Source organism: Bradyrhizobium sp. B117 (genome assembly GCF_038969555.1).
In the GTDB taxonomy this organism is placed as follows: domain Bacteria; phylum Pseudomonadota; class Alphaproteobacteria; order Rhizobiales; family Xanthobacteraceae; genus Bradyrhizobium.
The window spans coordinates 4,051,343-4,066,932 of the sequence record NZ_CP152414.1 but is presented as its reverse complement, the minus strand read 5'-3'; the positions used below and the strand labels follow the sequence as shown (position 1 = coordinate 4,066,932).

The window sequence follows — 15,590 nt, the reverse complement described above, 5'->3', positions numbered from 1 at the left end:
GCACGCAGACTTATACGATTTCGACCCGATAATTCTCGATCACGGTGTTCGCCAGCAGCTTGTCGGCAGCTTCCTTCAGCGCGGCTTGCGCCTTGGCCTTGTCGGCGCCGGCGAGCTCGATGTCGAACACCTTGCCCTGGCGGACGCTGGCGACGCCGTCGACGCCGAGCGACTTCAGCGCGCCTTCGATGGCCTTGCCCTGCGGATCGAGAATACCCGTCTTCAGGGTAACGGTGACACGTGCCTTCACGTCTATATCCCTCTTAGCTCTTCACCAGCACGGGACCCGTGCCCTGCGGACGCTCGTTTTCCATGAGGATGCCGAGACGTTTTGCAACTTCGGTATAGGCCTCGAGCAGGCCGCCGAGATCCCTGCGGAAACGGTCCTTGTCGAGCTTCTCGTTCGACTTGATGTCCCACAGACGGCAGCTGTCCGGCGAGATCTCGTCGGCGACGATGATGCGCATCATCTCGTTCTCGAACAGGCGGCCGCACTCCATCTTGAAGTCGACGAGACGGATGCCGATGCCCAGGAAAAGACCGGTCAGGAAGTCGTTGACACGGATGGCGAGCGCCATGATGTCGTCGATCTCCTGCGGCGTCGCCCAGCCGAACGCGGTGATGTGCTCTTCCGACACCATGGGGTCGTTGAGCTGGTCGTTCTTGTAATAGAACTCGATGATCGAGCGCGGCAGCTGGGTGCCCTCCTCGATGCCGAGGCGCTGCGACAGCGAGCCGGCGGCGACGTTCCGCACCACCACTTCGAGGGGCACGATCTCGACCTCGCGAATCAGCTGTTCGCGCATGTTGAGGCGGCGGATGAAATGGGTCGGCACCCCGATGTCGTTGAGGTGCTGAAACAGGTACTCCGAGATCCGGTTGTTGAGGACACCCTTGCCCTCGATCACCTGATGCTTCTTCGCATTGAACGCTGTGGCGTCATCCTTGAAGTGCTGGATCAGGGTGCCGGGCTCCGGGCCTTCGTAAAGAACCTTTGCCTTGCCTTCATAAATGCGACGCCGACGGCTCATGGGGATGTACCGTGTTTTGTTGAAATCCATGTATTTGGTGTGCTCCGGTTACCAGGTTACGACCCACAGCGGAGCTGCCGTGAACGGCCGGGAACCCGTCTGCAACCCTTGGAAACAGAAGGGGAACCAAGCCCTTCAGGCAACCTATCCGATTGGCTGTCCCAGCACAATCGATCCGGCCCATCCGACGCTGACTTATACCGCCTTGCCTGCGGCTTAACGGCTCGTTGTTTTGCCGATTCCTGCCCTCTATCTAGGCATGCGCCTGGGCCCTCGCAACGAGGCGGACCGGGCCCGGAAAGCCAAAGGAATTGGAAGAGGCATGAGCGAAATCAACAAGCGCCAGGAAGGCTTTGAGAAGAAGTTCGCCCTCGACGAGGAGCAGAAATTCAAGGCGGAAGCCCGCCGCAACCGGCTGCTCGGGCTGTGGGCAGCCGAAAAGCTCGGAATCACCGGCGAGGCCGCCACGGCCTATGCCAAGGAGGTCGTCGCGGCCGATTTCGAGGAGGCCGGCGATGGCGACGTCCTGCGCAAGGTCACGGGCGATTTCGCCGCCAAGAACGTCGCCGTCACCGAACAGGCGATTCGCGCCAAGATGAGCGAGCTGCTCGCGGTCGCGGCCGCCGAGGTGAAGGCCGGGACATAGCCCGCTAAAGCGCGATGAGATGAGGATAAATCGTCATCGCGCTTTAGGTTGTTGTTTGAGCATGATCCGGAAAACCGCTGCGCACTTTTCCGGATCATGCTTTAGATCGACCAGCGACGCGTGGCGAAGACAGCAGCTCTCTTCGCTACCTCGCCACGCGCTTGCTCGAAAACTCCCGCCGGATGATCTCCAGCAGACGCCGCGAAGCGGCACTGAGGAAACCGCCGCGCCTGACGACCGCGACGACGTCATGACTTGCGGTGAGATTGCCGACGCGAATCGTCGCGATCGCACCCGACCCCAATTCTTCCGCCGCGTTGCTCTGTGACAGCAACGCGATCCCAAACCCGGCTTCGACCAGGCGCTTCTGCGCGGTGAGGCTGTCGACCGCCGTCCATTCGATCTCGCCGAGCCCTGCGCTCTGGAACAGCGCGAAGACGTGTGAGGCCGTGATCTCACGGCGGCCCGGCACTTCCGGAAAGGCGATCCATTTCTCGTCGCCGAGATCGGCGAGCTTCGCCACCCGCTTGCCCGCCAGCGGATGATCCGGCGCGCACACCACCTGCAGCGGCTCGGCAAACAGCAACTCGCAATCCAGATCGGCCGAGCGGTCGCGATCGTAGCGCAGGCCGATGGTCGCCTCCCCGCGCCGGATCAGATCAGAGACCTCGGCGCTGGTCGCCGTACGCAGCGTCAGCGCCACATCCGGATGCCGGGCGACGAAGCGCTTGAGTACCCGGGAGAGCCTGCCGCCCGCGAGCGTGCCGGTCACCGCCAGCGACACCGGCCCGGCGCTGTCGCGCAGCAGCGCGCGCACCGCGTTCTCGGCGTCCTGCGCCGCTGCCACCGCCCGCTCGGCATAGGGCACCATGACGCGGCCGGCATCGCTGAGCCGGGTCTTGCCCGCGACCCGCTCGAACAGCGGCACGCCGAGCTCCTGCTCGAGAAGCGCGATGCGCCGCGAGATCGCCGGCTGCGAGCGATGCAGCACCTTTGCAGCGTTCGAGATGCCGCCGCGCCGGTGCACCACCAGGAACGTGTTCAGCGCGTCGCTGTCCATGCCGGACCTCATGCAAAAAGCTGATGATATCGAAAGAAATAACAAATTTGTTTGATGGGCGAAACCATCCTATCGCTGCTGCGCGACACGAGACCGACAGGAGCCCCCATGCGCACCCAGGCCGACAAGGCAGCACGATTTCGCGAATTGCATCAGCGCCCCGGCGCCTTCATCATCCCGAACCCCTGGGATGCCGGCACCGCAAAACTGCTGGCGTCGATGGGGTTCGAGGCGCTGGCGACGACGAGCCTTGGCCTTGCCAATACCCTCGGCAGCACGACCGTCGGCCTCGACGCCATCCTTGAAAACTGCCGGATCATCGCCGAGGCGACCGATCTTCCCGTCAATGCCGACCTCGAAAACTGTGGCGCCGACGATCCGAAGACCGCGGCAAGGGCCATCACGCGCGCGGCGGAGGCCGGGTGCGTCGGCGGCTCGATCGAGGATTTTACCGGCGATCCGCGCAAGCCGATCTACGATTTCCAGCTCGCGGTCGAACGCGTGCAAGCCGCCGTCGAGGCGGCACGTGCGCTCCCCTTCCCATTCACGCTGACGGCCCGCGCCGAGAACCTGCTGAAGGGCAACAGCGATCTCGACGACACGATCCGGCGGCTCCAGGCCTTCGAGGCCGCCGGTGCCGACGTGCTGTATTCGCCGGGGGTCCACGACATCGAGACCATCCGCACCGTGGCCTCGTCGGTCAAAAAGCCCTTCAACCTGGTGATGGGCTTTGCCGATCCGACGCTGACCGTCGAGCAGATTGCCGCCGCCGGCGTCAAGCGCATCAGCGTGGGCGGCGCCATGGCCCGCGTTGCGCTGGCGGCGTTCCTCAATTGCGCCCGCGAAATGAAGGATCGGGGCGCGTTTACCTACGTCCGCGAAATGGCCCCGATCAAGGAGGTGCGGGCAGCGTTTGGCTGACCGCCCCGGCCGGCGCGGAACAGCCGCATCGCCTCGGTCCGGCAGGGAATGTGGACGGATGGGCCATGCCGGCGCCCCGGGGCCGGCTCGCGACTTGCAGTTGGCCCCCGGCAATGCCAAATGAGCGGCATGCCTCAGGATCAAATCTCGAACGTCCTCGCCGAACGCTATGCCTCGCCCGCCATGCGCGCCATCTGGAGCGGCGAAGGCAAGGTCCGCCTCGAACGCGACTACTGGATCGCCGTGCTGAAGGGTCAGCGCGATCTCGGCATCCCGGTGCCGGATGGCGTGATCGAGGCCTACGAGCGCGTGAAGGACCAGGTCGACCTCGCCTCCATCATGCGCCGCGAGCGCATCACCCGCCACGACGTCAAGGCGCGCATCGAAGAGTTCTGCGATCTCGCCGGTCACGAGCACCTGCACAAGGGCATGACCAGCCGCGACCTCACCGAAAACGTCGAGCAGCTCCAGGTCTATCGCGGGCTGCAGCTGATCGAGACCAAGAGCATCGCCGCCCTCATTCGCTTTGCGAAACACGCAAAGCAGTTCCGCGATATGCCGTTCACGGCACGCACGCATAACGTCGCTGCCCAGGTCACGACGCTCGGCAAGCGCATCGCCATGTTCGGCGAGGAGATGCTGCTGGCGCATCAGAGCCTCGTCGACGTGCTGAATACCTATCCCGCGCGCGGCCTGAAGGGCGCGGTCGGCACGCGGCTCGACCAGATCACTTTGTTCAACGGCGATGCCGGCAAGGCCCGCGCGCTCGAGCAGCAGATCCTCAAGCATCTCGGCCTGCCAAAGAGCTTCGATGCCGTCGGCCAGGTCTATCCGCGCAGCCTCGATTTCCGCGCGGTCAGCGTGCTCGTCGATCTCGCCAGCGGCCCCGGCAGCTTCGCCAAGACGCTGCGCCTGATGGCGGGCCATGAGCTCGCCAGCGAAGGGTTTGCCAAGGGCCAGGTCGGCTCCTCCGCGATGCCACACAAGATGAACAGCCGCTCCTGCGAGCGCATCAACGGCCTGCACGTGGTGCTGAAGGGCTATCTCGCGATGGCCGCCGGCCTTTCCGGCGACCAGTGGAACGAGGGCGACGTCTCCTGCTCCGTGGTCCGCCGCGTGATGCTGCCCGATGCCTTCCTCGCCATGGACGGCCTGCTCGAGACCCTGCTCTCGGTGCTCGACCAGATGGAGATTTTCGACGCCGTCGTCGCGACCGAGCTCAACCGCTATCTGCCCTTCCTGCTGACCACCACGGTGATGATGGAAGCGGTGAAGAAGGGCGCGGGGCGCGAAGGCGCGCACGAGGCGATCAAGGAGCATGCGGTCGCGGCCATCCGCGACCTGCGCACCGGCAAGATCGTGCAGAACGATCTCTTGCAGCGTCTCGCCGCCGATCAGCGTCTCGGCCTCAGCGAAGCCGAGCTGCAGCGCGTGCTCGATCACGGCCGCGCCAATTCCGGCGATGCCGGCGCGCAAGTCGATCACTTCGCCGAGCAGGTCGACGCGCTGGCAAAAGCAAATCCTGTAGCGGCCAGCTACACGCCGGGTGCGATTTTGTAGCCAACAACGGCAGTCTCTCCGTTCCCTCCCCCCTTGCGGGGGAGGGAACGCACCTCCGTCGGCGCGCTAGGCGAGGCCTCACTCCTCTTTAAATCCGTATTCCGGCACGTTGCCGCTGGCGCCGTAATATTTGTACGGCAGGAATTTTCCGCTCATGGTGATCTTGACCCGGTCGCCCTTCGGATTGGCGACGCGCTCCATGGCCATGTCGAAGTCGATCGCCGACATGATGCCGTCGCCGAATTCTTCCTCGATCAGCGCCTTCCAGGCCGGACCGTTCACCATCACCATCTCGTAGAAGCGGTAGATCAAGGGATCGGTCGGCGGCATCGGCGTGCCGGTGCCGCGCATCGGCACCTCGTTGAGCATCGCAACTTCCGCCTTCGACAGCCCGAACAGCTCGCCGGCATTCGCCGCCTGCGGCTTTGTCAGTTTCATCTGGCCGAGGATCGCGCCAACAATCAGAACTTCGGAGTAGCCGCCGATCTTCTCGCAGATGTGTTTCCAGCTCCAGCCCTTCTCGCGCTTGATGTCGAGCAGCTTTTCGGTGAGGTCTTCGCGTTTCATGCCGGGTCTCCTTGGCTAGGCACTGTGTCGTCTGCCGCTTTCGGAGGCACGAAACGTGCCAATAAATCAGGCTAGCGCCTCACACCGGCACCCTCGCCTCGCTTCGCCAAATCCTCCGCAAACCGCCTGATCGCCTCCAGCACCGGCCGCTGATCCCCCGCAAAGAACCAGTGATCATGGCCCTCCAGCTCGACGAATTGCGCGTTCCTGATCCGGCTCGCGATATCGCGCCCCGCTGCGATCCGCACGGCCCGATCGCCGCGCCGGTGCAGCACCAGCGTCGGCACGGCCACCTGTGGCAACAAGTGCCGCACATCGGCGTCGCGAAACGCATCCAGCACCGCCGAGATCCCGCCGGGGCTGGAGGCCGCGCGCAGCAGCCCGGCCCACCACGCGCGCGCCTGGGGATCGTCGGCAAGGCTCGGCGCGAAGGTCTCGATGCCCACCGGGCCGCCCCATTCCGCGATGAGGTGCTTGCTCCAGACATCATACTGGCTGGCGCGGAGCGCATGCGGATAGTCCTGTGACCAGCAGCCTTTGGCCAGCGCGCCGAACAGGATGAGGCCGGCCACGAGCCGCGGTTCATCGACCGCGAATTTGATGCAGGCCGGCCCGCATTCGGATGCGCCAAACAGCACCACGTGACGCGAGTCCGCCGCCCGCAGCACGGTGCCGATATCTTCCGCCGTGAGTTCGATGCCGGGGGCCGATCCGACCCGGTCGGACAGTCCGATGCCGCGACGATCGAAAATGATGAGCCGCCCAAGCCTCATCAATGACGCCAGAAACGTCCGGCTCGCGGGATGCTCCCAGACGCGCTCCACATGCGACACGAAGCCCGGCATGACCAGGATATCGAGCGGACCGCTTCCGTAAGTCTGATACGCCAGATGCACGCCGGCGCCCTTGACATAGCGTGTCGCCGGAACGGCATGTGGCGCCGCGGCCGGACTGAGAAGCGCCTCGGTCTCGGCTTCCGGCGCGATCCCGAGCTCGTCGCGCAGTCGCTGCGTCAGCGCCACATGATGCCGCTCCGCGGCGCTGCGGTCACCGGCCAGCAGCAGGCTGCGGATCAGATGCCGGCCGTAGACTTCGCTGAGCGGATCGAGCTCGACCAGGCGTCCTGCAAATGCCGTCGCGGCAGAATGGTCGCCGGCGGCATTCTTGTCCTGCACCAGTCGCTCCAGCGCATGCACCAGCCGCCCTCGCAGCGCCTCCCGGCGATAGAACGCCCAATCGTCGAATTCAGGCGAATCGTCCGGCGAGAAACCTGCGAGGAAATCGCCGCGATAGATCCGGCACGCCGCTTCGAAGTCACCGCGATCGCAGGCGCTTTCGAACAATTGCGAATCGAGCTTGAGCTCGACGTCTGGAGACACACGCAAGCTGGTGCGGTCGGTCTCGAAAACCGGTTGGCCGAGCGTGAGCTCGATGCGGTGAAGCAGGCGCCGCAATCGCGCAAGGCCGGTCTCGCGGGGCGTCTCCCGCCATAGCAGCGTAGCGATCACGTCCCGCGCAACGGCACTTTTGGCCTCGGCGAGAAAGACCAGCAGCGCAAGCCCCTTGCGCAAGGCCAGCTTGATCGGGCGGCCGTCGGCGTAAACCCTAGGGAACCCGAACGTCCCCAGCGAGAAGGCCGTCATGGAAAACCTCTTTCCCGGCCGGCGTCCCCGGGGACGCGCAGGGGACGGTCCGGCGATAGCAGTCAGGCCAGATCGAGCCTGACCGCCCGCGAGTGGTTCAGGCTCCTCCATGCGGCAGCGCTGCCACCGGCACAACAGGAAAAACCATGTTCGCACGCCTCACAATCCTGCTCTACGCCATCGTGAGCTATGGCGTATTCACGGTTGCATTTCTCTACGCCCCCGGTTTCGTCGGCAATTATGTCGTGCCCAAATCGATCGACAAGTCGATCGACGTCGGCAGCCCCACCCATCTGAGCGAGGCCATCGTCGTCAATCTGCTGCTGATGAGCCTGTTTGCGATCCAGCACAGCGTCATGGCGCGGCCGGCCTTCAAGCGATGGTTGGTCAAATTCCTTCCCGCGGCCTGCCAGCGCAGCACCTATGTGCTGCTCTCCAGCCTGATCCTGCTGCTGCTGTTCTGGCAGTGGCGCCCGATCCCGGCACCGGTCTGGCAGGCCAGCGGAGTTGCCGCGTGGCTGCTGACCGGCGTGCACTGGCTCGGCTGGTTGATCGTGTTCGCCTCGAGCTACATGATCGATCATTTCGATCTGTTCGGCCTGCGTCAGGCTTTCTCCGTCCTGAGGGGTTCCGAGATATCGGCTCAAACCTTCAAGACGCCCCTGCTCTACAAAATCGTCCGGCATCCGCTGATGCTTGGCTTCCTGCTCGCGTTCTGGGCCACGCCCGCGATGACCGCAGGTCATCTGCTGTTCGCGATCGCCAACACCGCCTACATCCTGGTCGCGCTGCAGTTCGAGGAGCGGGACCTGATCGCGGAGTTCGGAGAGACCTATCAGCAATATCGCCGGCGCGTTCCCATGCTGGTGCCGCGCCTGTTCGCGCGCCGCCGGGCCGACGATCGCCAGTCATCTCGCGCTGTCGGAGCACCGCAATGAAAGCCGTTCTCTGCAGCTCCTTCACCGGCCCCGGCGATTTGCGCGTCGGTGACATCGACGAGCCGAAGCCAGCTGGGGACGAGATCCTCATCGACGTCCACGCGGCCTCGGTCAGCTTCATGGACCAGTTGCTGGTCTCGGGCCTCTACCAGATGCGGCCGCCGACGCCGTTCGTGCCCGGTACGGAGGCATCCGGTGTCGTCGTCGCCGTCGGCGAGAAGGTCGTGACATTCGTACCCGGCGACCGCGTGGCCTGCAGCAACTGGACCGGCGGCTACGCCGAACGGATGACTGCGAAGGAATCGAAGAGCGTGCGCCTGCCCGATGGCGTTGCTTTCGAAACCGCGGCGACGGTGCTGCACAATTACGGCACGGCCCATTACGCACTGGTCGAGCGGGCGCGGGCGCAACGCGGCGAAACCGTTTTCGTCAGCGGTGCGGCCGGCGGGGTTGGACTCGCCGCCGTCGACCTCGGCCGCCATCTGGGCCTCCGCGTCATCGCAGGTGTCGGCGCCGATGACAAGGCGGTGCTGGTGCGCGGTTATGGTGCCGTCGATGTGATCAACTATCGCAGCGAGGATCTTCGCGACCGGCTCAAATCGATCACATCAGGAGACGGCATCGATGTCGGCTTCGACAATGTCGGCGGCGCAATCTTCGAGCAGATGGCCCGGCTGATGAAATGGGGCGGCCGACTGATGCCGATCGGCTTCACCGGCGGCGAGATTCCGTCCATCCCGATGAACCTGCCGCTGCTGAAGAACTATTCCATCATCGGCGTCTTCGCGGGCGCCTGGGCCGAGAAATTTCCGGATCTAGCCGCGCGCATGAACGACGCGCTGATGCAACTGCTGGCCGACGGACAAATCCGCCCGCATGTCGACCGCGTCCTCCCTTTGGAGGAGGCCGGCAACGCCATGCGCGCCGTGGCCGACCGGACGGTTCAGGGACGAATTGTGCTCAAGATCAGGTAGAATGCGCGGGGGAATGGCAACAGAGGAGGGCAAGACGTGACCGAGATCATCATCGCCAGGCGCTTCTGCGGCCCTCCGAACTCCGGCAATGGCGGCTATGTCTGCGGCAGGCTAGCCCGCAACATTCCGGGGGCGGCGGAGATCACACTGCGCGCGCCGCCTCCGCTGGACACGCCGCTCGATGCAGTCGCCGCCGAGGATGGCGCTTGGGAGCTTCGTGATGGCGCCAAGGTCATTGCGACAGGGCGCGCGGCGAGCGTCGAGCTCGCGCAGCTCGAGACGGCCAGCTTGCAGGAAGCACGCGCCGCCGAATTGCTGATGCTGTTCGAGCCGCGCGAGCATCCGCTGCCGAACTGTTTCGTCTGCGGTCCCGCGCGAGCGCAGGGCGATGGCCTGCGCATCTTCACCGGGCCGCTCAAGCGTCGTGCGCAGAACGCCGTTCTCGCGGCAACCTGGACGCCCGATCCGAACCTCGCCGCCGAGGACGGCCTGGTCGCGCCGGAATTTCTCTGGTCGGCGCTCGATTGTCCCACCGGCTTTGCCTGCAATTGCAATCTGCAGAGCGGCAGCTACGACAAGACTCCACTCCTGCTGGGCCGGATGTCGGCCCGCGTCGAAGCCCGCCCGCGCCCCGGCGCCCCCTGCATCATCACGGCCTGGCCAACCGGCCGCGACGGCCGCAAGCGCACCGCCGACGCCGCGCTCTATGATGAAGCCGGGACGTTGCTGGCCCTCGCCCGGACGACATGGATTGCAGTGGAGCGCGACGTGCTGCTGGGACGAGCTTCGTAGGGCGGATTGGTCTGCGGTTGCGCAAAGCGCTGTCCGCGAAAGCATGATCCGGAAAAGTGCGTAGCGGTTTTCCGAAAAGATCATGCGCAAACAACAAGCTAAAGCGCGATGACGATTCATCCTGATGTCATCGCGCTTTAGCGCAAAGACGAGGCATTGCCATCACACCAGCGTCTTGGAAAATCCCGCCGCGAGATGATCGATCAGCGCGCGAACGGCCCGAGGCAGGCCGCGTCGCGTCGTGAAGACGAGATGCACCATGCCACGGTGGCCGCGCCATTCCGGCAACACGCGGATGAGCTTACCCTGGCCCAGCGCGTCCCGGCAGATGTGATCGGGCAACAGCGCAACGCCGAGGCCGGCGACCGCCGCGTCTCGTACAGCGCCGAAGTCGCCGCATCCCATTCGTGGTTCGTGCGTGAGGACGCGGGCCTGTCCATCGTCGGTCTGCAGATGCCATTCGACCTGAGTGTCCTCATCCGACGTCGCCAGCGTCGGAACCGCGGCCAAGTCATCGAGGGCACGCAACCGGCTTGCCAGCTGGGGGCTCGCGACAAGGATTCGCGTGGACGTGCCGAGCGACCGCATCGTCAGCGCTGCATCGCCCGTGAGCTCGGACCGCACGCGCAAGGCCACATCAATCCGCTCGTCAATCAGGTCGACGGGCCGGTCGACGGCGACGAGCTGCAGGCGCACCTTGGGATAGCGGATCAGGAAGCTCGAAATGAGCGCGGAGATCTCCGCAACCATGCCGGTCGGGCAGCCAAAGCGGATGCGACCGTGGGGCTCGGCCTGCGCTTGCGCCACCAGCGCCTCCGCCTGCTCGGCTTCCGCCAGGATCGCGCGACAGCGCTCGTAAAAGGCTTGCCCGACTTCGGTGACGCGGAAACGTCGGCTCGATCGCTCGATCAGGCGCAGCCCCAGGCGCTCCTCCAGCCCGGCAATCCGCCTGCTGAGCTTGGACTTGGGCTCGCGCAAGGCCCGCCCGGCAGCAGCGAAGCCGCCATGGCCCACCACCTCGGCAAAATACGCAAAGTCATTCAAATCAGCCTTCATCGTTCCTCTCATAGAACGATGTGTATCATATCAGGCATCTAGCCGCATCATCGTTCTATCCGCATCTACGACGGACAACGGCGCTTTCGCCACATGCTTTCGAAGGAGACGGACGATGACGAACAGGTTCAACAACAAGGTCGTGGTGGTGACCGGCGGCACGAGCGGCATCGGCCTTGCGACCGCAAAGGCCTTCGCCGCTGAGGGCGCCTCGGTGTTCATCACCGGCCGCCGCCAGGACGCGCTGGATGCAGCGGTGAAGTCGATCGGTGGCCGCGTGACCGGCGTGCGGGGCGATATGGCCAACCTCGCCGACATCGACCGGCTCTACGACGCCGTTCAGAAGAAGCACCAGCAGATCGACGTGATCTTCGCCAATGCCGGCGGCGGTGAGTTCGCACCACTCGGTGCCATCACCGAGGAGCACTATCAGCGCACGTTCGACACCAACGTGAAAGGCGTCCTCTTCACGGTTCAGAAGGCATTGCCGTTGCTCCGCGAAGGCGCATCCATCGTGCTGAATGCGTCGACCACGAGCATCTCGGGTACGCCGGCCTTCAGCGTCTATTCGGCAACCAAGGCCGCCGTGCGCAACTTCGCGCGCAACTGGATCCTCGACCTGAAGGACCGGCACATCCGCGTCAACGCTGTTAGCCCCGGCGTCACCGAGACACACGGACTGAATCATCTGTTCGGCGGCGGTGAGCAAGCGGAAGGCACCAAGACTCAACTCGCCGGGCTCATCCCGGTCGGCCGCATCGGGCAGCCCGAGGAGATCGCCAAGGCCGTGCTGTTCCTCGCCTCGGACGAGGCAAGCTTCGTCAATGGTGTCGAGCTCTTCGTCGACGGTGGTCAGACTCAGATCTGAAGCGCGCGCCGAGCACAGTTCGTAGGGTGGGCAAAGGCGCAACGCGCCGTGCCCACCAATTCAAACCTCAATCAATCGGCCGAGCGACGTGGGCACGCTTCGCTTTACCCACCCTGCGGGGCCAGTGGAATTTGGAGACAACTATGACTCAACCCAATGCATCAGCGGATCGCATCCACGAACTGCTTCACCACAACCTCCAGGAAGTTTTCGGCGAGGGCGACGCAAAGCGCCGCCGCGCCGCCATCGACGAGCTCTGGACCGAGAACGCCGCCCTGTACGTCCCGCCAGGCGTTATCGTCGGCCGCGACGCGATCGGCAAATTCGCCGGCGATCTGCGCGCCACGCATCCCCACTTCGTCTACACGCCAAGCGGCGAACCGCAGGCGCTTCACAACGCCGGGCGGCTGGCGTGGGGATCAGGTCCCCGCGGCGAAGCACCCGACTACACCGGTTGGGATGTCATCATCGTGGAGGATGGCAGGATCGCTGCGCTTTATGTGTTCCTCGACCAACCAGGGAAGTGACGGAGCGTTCGTAGGGTGGATTAGCCGAGCGGATCTCGTAGGGTGGGCAAAGGCGCGCAGCGCCGTGCCCACGACTCCTGTCTCGGCCTGATTGATCGAGATGGTGGGCACGCTTCGCTTTGCCCACCCTACGAGACCTGTGCTCGACGAGACCTACGCGCCCTGCTCCACCATCCCCTGCAGCCGCACCAGCTCTGCCTCGAGATCCCGCTCCACATCCGCCGCGCGGATGTCGAGCACCCGATAGTCCCGCGCCTCCAGCCACGCCCGCCGCGATGCACGGTCGGCAGCGATGGTCTCGCCCTCGCCCGGGTTGACCAGCTCGATCGCGATCCGGTGCGGGAAGGAGACAAAATCCGGGATGTGGCGGCCGACCGGGGTCTGGCGCTTGAACCCACCTGCGAAGCGGCGGTCGCGGGTCAGCGCCTGCCAGAGCAGGCGCTCGGCATCGGTTGGGTTGCGGCGGAGCAGGCGGGCGAGGCCGCGCACGGTCGAGCCACTGTCGGGCACGCCGCCGCCCTGGCCATGCTCGGCGAGCAGCGCACGCAGGCGTGTCGCCTGCTCGCCGTCGAGCACGCCGCCCTTGGCCGGACCCTTGCGTCCCTCCGCGATCGCCATGACGACTCCGTGCAGGGTGTGCATGTCCTGCTTGGTCGGCTCCATCCGGCTGAAGATGTTGCGCAGGTTCACCAGCATGGTGTCGCGCTTCTCGGCCGGGCGCAGGAACTCGACCTTGTCGAGCTCGCGCACGAGATTGTCGAAGAAGGCCTGCATCTGGTGCTGCGAGGCACGCTCGGACCGTTCCGGCATCGCATGCGGCAGCTCGCCGGATGTGGCCCGCTTGAACCATTCATAGCCGATCAGCAGCACGGCCTGGGCGAGGTTGAGCGAGGCAAAGCCCGGATTGACCGGGAAGGTAATGATGCGGTTGGAGAGCCCGACCTCCTCGTTGGTGAGGCCCCAACGCTCCCGGCCGAAGAGGATGCCGGCCTTGCCGCCGGTCGCAACGTGCCCGGCGATCTCGCTGGCTGCGGCCTCCGGCCCGACCACGGGCTTGGCCTGGTCGTGGGGGCGCGCGGTGGTGGCAAACAGGAGGTCGAGGTCGGCGACCGCCTGCTCGACCGTGTCGAACAATTCGACCTTTTCCAGAATATAGTCGGCGCCGGCGGCAGCACGCTGGGCGGCGATGTTGGGCCAGCCGTCCCTGGGGTTGACGATGCGCAAGCGGCTCAGGGCAAAGTTGCCCATGGCGCGCGCGGCCATGCCGATGTTTTCGCCGAGCTGCGGCTCGACCAGGATGACGATGGGACCGTCGAGGGAAAGGCCCGCCTTGCTCTTGTCAGTCCCCGACATCTCGTTTCGCTTTCACACTGTCTCTCAAGGCCTTGGCAAGGCGCTCTCAGGATTAGATTCAAGGCCGGACGCAAGGCCGGCTATGGCCGTCAGCCTGTCGTTTGCCTGTCCTGACAAAATTCTCAAGGGAAATAACGGGGTTAGAATCGACTTTTGAATCTTTTCTGAAGGCTGAGGCCCGCCCCCGCGCCAGGGCCGCTCCTCGCCCCCCATCTGGGCAAGCTGGCTGAGCTAAAAGTGCATAATCCCTTGGCTTTCGCCCGCCGCGGTCCGGTGCTAAGAGGCGGCGGATATTCACGTTGGCGCGCTTCTAGCGCCGTTCCCAAGAGGCTTCCCCGATCATGGCAAAAATCAAGGTATCCAATCCCGTCGTCGAACTCGATGGCGACGAGATGACCCGGATCATCTGGCAGTACATCAAGGACAAGCTGATCAACCCGTTCCTTGACGTCGAGCTGCTGTATTTCGACCTGGGCATGGAGTACCGCGACCACACCAACGATCAGGTCACCATCGACGCCGCCGAGGCGATCAAGAAGGTCGGCGTCGGCGTCAAGTGCGCCACCATCACCCCGGACGAGGCCCGGGTGAAGGAGTTCAACCTCAAGCAGATGTGGAAGTCGCCGAACGGCACCATCCGCAACATCCTCGGCGGCGTGATCTTCCGCGAGCCGATCATCTGCAAGAACGTGCCGCGCCTCGTTCCCGGTTGGACCAAGCCGATCATCATCGGCCGCCACGCCTATGGCGACCAGTACCGCGCCACCGACATCAAGTTCCCGGGCAAGGGCACCCTCTCGCTGAAGTTCGTCGGCGAGGACGGCACCGTGATCGAGAAGGAAGTGTTCAAGGCTCCGGGCGCCGGCGTCGCCATGGAGATGTACAATCTCGACGACTCCATCATCGACTTCGCCCGCGCCTCCTTCAACTACGGCCTGCTGCGCGGCTACCCAGTCTATCTCTCGACCAAGAACACCATCCTCAAGGTCTATGACGGCCGCTTCAAGGACATCTTCCAGGAGATCTTCGACAAGGAGTTCAAGAAGGAGTTCGACGCCAAGGGCCTGACCTACGAGCACCGCCTGATCGACGACATGGTGGCCTCGGCGCTGAAGTGGTCCGGCGGCTATGTCTGGGCCTGTAAGAACTACGACGGCGACGTGCAGTCCGACACGGTCGCGCAGGGCTACGGCTCGCTCGGCCTGATGACCTCGGTGCTGCTCACCCCCGACGGCAAGACCGTGGAAGCCGAAGCCGCCCACGGCACGGTGACCCGCCACTACCGCGAGCACCAGAAGGGCAAGGAGACCTCGACCAACTCGATCGCGTCGATCTTCGCCTGGACCCGTGGCCTGTCGCACCGCGCCAAGCTCGACAACAATGCCGAGCTCGCCAAGTTCGCCGCCACCCTCGAGAAGGTCTGCGTCGACACCGTCGAGGCCGGCTACATGACCAAGGACCTCGCGCTGCTGGTCGGCGCCGACCAGCGCTGGCTCTCGACCACCGGCTTCCTCGACAAGGTCGCGGAAAACCTGACGAAGGCGCTGGCGGCCTAAGCTACCATCCGCAATTTCGCCCGACTGGGCCAGACATCATCGCGGGCCGCGCCAATGCGCGGCCCGTTTGTTTTTTGAGAGCTTTCGCGGAGACACCC

16 protein-coding genes are annotated in these 15,590 nt (G+C 64.7%); 9 read left to right on the top strand and 7 right to left on the bottom strand.

The window, feature by feature from the left end; genetic code table 11:
- Positions 1 to 10: 10 nt before the first annotated feature.
- Together purS and purC are read right to left on the bottom strand one after the other, a co-directional pair.
- Entirely contained in the window at positions 11 to 250 is a 240-nt protein-coding gene (gene purS, locus AAFG16_RS19815) for a phosphoribosylformylglycinamidine synthase subunit PurS (RefSeq protein ID WP_342740279.1), read from the bottom strand.
- A 13-nt stretch (positions 251 to 263) separates the two neighbouring features.
- Positions 264 to 1,031, bottom strand: a complete 768-nt coding sequence (gene purC / locus AAFG16_RS19810) for a phosphoribosylaminoimidazolesuccinocarboxamide synthase (protein ID WP_172782948.1) — start codon at positions 1,029 to 1,031, stop codon at positions 264 to 266.
- Positions 1,032 to 1,353: 322 nt separating this feature from the next.
- Between purC and AAFG16_RS19805 the strand changes: the two genes are divergently transcribed.
- Positions 1,354 to 1,677: a DUF1476 domain-containing protein gene (locus AAFG16_RS19805; protein ID WP_342740278.1), complete on the top strand. Its 324-nt coding sequence runs from the start codon at positions 1,354 to 1,356 to the stop codon at positions 1,675 to 1,677.
- Between the two features lie 145 nt (positions 1,678 to 1,822).
- On the opposite strand, the gene AAFG16_RS19800 is transcribed toward AAFG16_RS19805, so the two are convergent.
- On the bottom strand, positions 1,823 to 2,737 hold the full coding sequence (locus AAFG16_RS19800) for a LysR family transcriptional regulator (protein ID WP_342740277.1): 915 nt from the start codon (positions 2,735 to 2,737) through the stop codon (positions 1,823 to 1,825).
- A 108-nt stretch (positions 2,738 to 2,845) separates the two neighbouring features.
- On the opposite strand from AAFG16_RS19800, the gene AAFG16_RS19795 reads away from it, so the two are divergent.
- Positions 2,846 to 3,658 carry an isocitrate lyase/phosphoenolpyruvate mutase family protein gene (locus tag AAFG16_RS19795; RefSeq protein ID WP_283085962.1) on the top strand — a complete coding sequence of 271 codons (813 nt, stop codon included), beginning with the start codon at positions 2,846 to 2,848 and terminating at the stop codon, positions 3,656 to 3,658.
- 120 nt (positions 3,659 to 3,778) lie between these two features.
- Positions 3,779 to 5,218 (top strand): adenylosuccinate lyase, encoded by a 1,440-nt coding sequence (purB, locus tag AAFG16_RS19790; protein WP_342740276.1) that lies wholly within the window; start codon positions 3,779 to 3,781, stop codon positions 5,216 to 5,218.
- 78 nt (positions 5,219 to 5,296) lie between these two features.
- On the opposite strand, the gene cynS is transcribed toward purB, so the two are convergent.
- Together cynS and AAFG16_RS19780 are read right to left on the bottom strand one after the other, a co-directional pair.
- Positions 5,297 to 5,785 (bottom strand): cyanase, encoded by a 489-nt coding sequence (gene cynS / locus AAFG16_RS19785; RefSeq protein ID WP_142251064.1) that lies wholly within the window; start codon positions 5,783 to 5,785, stop codon positions 5,297 to 5,299.
- A 71-nt stretch (positions 5,786 to 5,856) separates the two neighbouring features.
- On the bottom strand, positions 5,857 to 7,428 hold the full coding sequence (locus tag AAFG16_RS19780; RefSeq protein WP_342740275.1) for an alpha/beta fold hydrolase: 1,572 nt from the start codon (positions 7,426 to 7,428) through the stop codon (positions 5,857 to 5,859).
- Positions 7,429 to 7,574: 146 nt separating this feature from the next.
- Between AAFG16_RS19780 and mddA the strand changes: the two genes are divergently transcribed.
- The 3 genes from mddA to AAFG16_RS19765 are packed head-to-tail and all read left to right on the top strand — an operon-like array spanning position 7,575 to position 10,132.
- Complete coding sequence (gene mddA / locus AAFG16_RS19775) at positions 7,575 to 8,366, top strand: methanethiol S-methyltransferase (RefSeq protein ID WP_342740274.1); 792 nt, start codon at positions 7,575 to 7,577, stop codon at positions 8,364 to 8,366.
- The gene (locus AAFG16_RS19770; protein WP_342740273.1) at positions 8,363 to 9,340 is read left to right on the top strand and encodes an NADPH:quinone oxidoreductase family protein; all 978 of its coding nucleotides are present in this window, start codon (positions 8,363 to 8,365) and stop codon (positions 9,338 to 9,340) included. The genes mddA and AAFG16_RS19770 overlap by 4 nt, the downstream gene beginning before the upstream one ends.
- 36 nt (positions 9,341 to 9,376) lie before the next feature.
- Complete coding sequence (locus AAFG16_RS19765) at positions 9,377 to 10,132, top strand: hypothetical protein (protein ID WP_342740272.1); 756 nt, start codon at positions 9,377 to 9,379, stop codon at positions 10,130 to 10,132.
- A gap of 162 nt (positions 10,133 to 10,294) precedes the next feature.
- Here the strand turns inward: AAFG16_RS19765 and AAFG16_RS19760 are convergent, their stop codons facing one another.
- A complete protein-coding gene (locus tag AAFG16_RS19760; protein ID WP_342740271.1) occupies positions 10,295 to 11,188 on the bottom strand; it encodes a LysR substrate-binding domain-containing protein in 894 nt (297 codons plus the stop codon).
- A gap of 115 nt (positions 11,189 to 11,303) precedes the next feature.
- On the opposite strand from AAFG16_RS19760, the gene AAFG16_RS19755 reads away from it, so the two are divergent.
- Both AAFG16_RS19755 and AAFG16_RS19750 read left to right on the top strand, forming a co-directional pair.
- Positions 11,304 to 12,056 (top strand): glucose 1-dehydrogenase, encoded by a 753-nt coding sequence (locus tag AAFG16_RS19755; RefSeq protein WP_342740270.1) that lies wholly within the window; start codon positions 11,304 to 11,306, stop codon positions 12,054 to 12,056.
- Between the two features lie 143 nt (positions 12,057 to 12,199).
- Positions 12,200 to 12,583, top strand: a complete 384-nt coding sequence (locus AAFG16_RS19750) for a nuclear transport factor 2 family protein (RefSeq protein ID WP_342740269.1) — start codon at positions 12,200 to 12,202, stop codon at positions 12,581 to 12,583.
- Between the two features lie 153 nt (positions 12,584 to 12,736).
- On the opposite strand, the gene AAFG16_RS19745 is transcribed toward AAFG16_RS19750, so the two are convergent.
- Complete coding sequence (locus AAFG16_RS19745) at positions 12,737 to 13,936, bottom strand: TrmJ/YjtD family RNA methyltransferase (protein WP_342740268.1); 1,200 nt, start codon at positions 13,934 to 13,936, stop codon at positions 12,737 to 12,739.
- Between the two features lie 341 nt (positions 13,937 to 14,277).
- Between AAFG16_RS19745 and AAFG16_RS19740 the strand changes: the two genes are divergently transcribed.
- Entirely contained in the window at positions 14,278 to 15,492 is a 1,215-nt protein-coding gene (locus AAFG16_RS19740) for an NADP-dependent isocitrate dehydrogenase (RefSeq protein ID WP_235545178.1), read from the top strand.
- Positions 15,493 to 15,590: the final 98 nt, after the last annotated feature.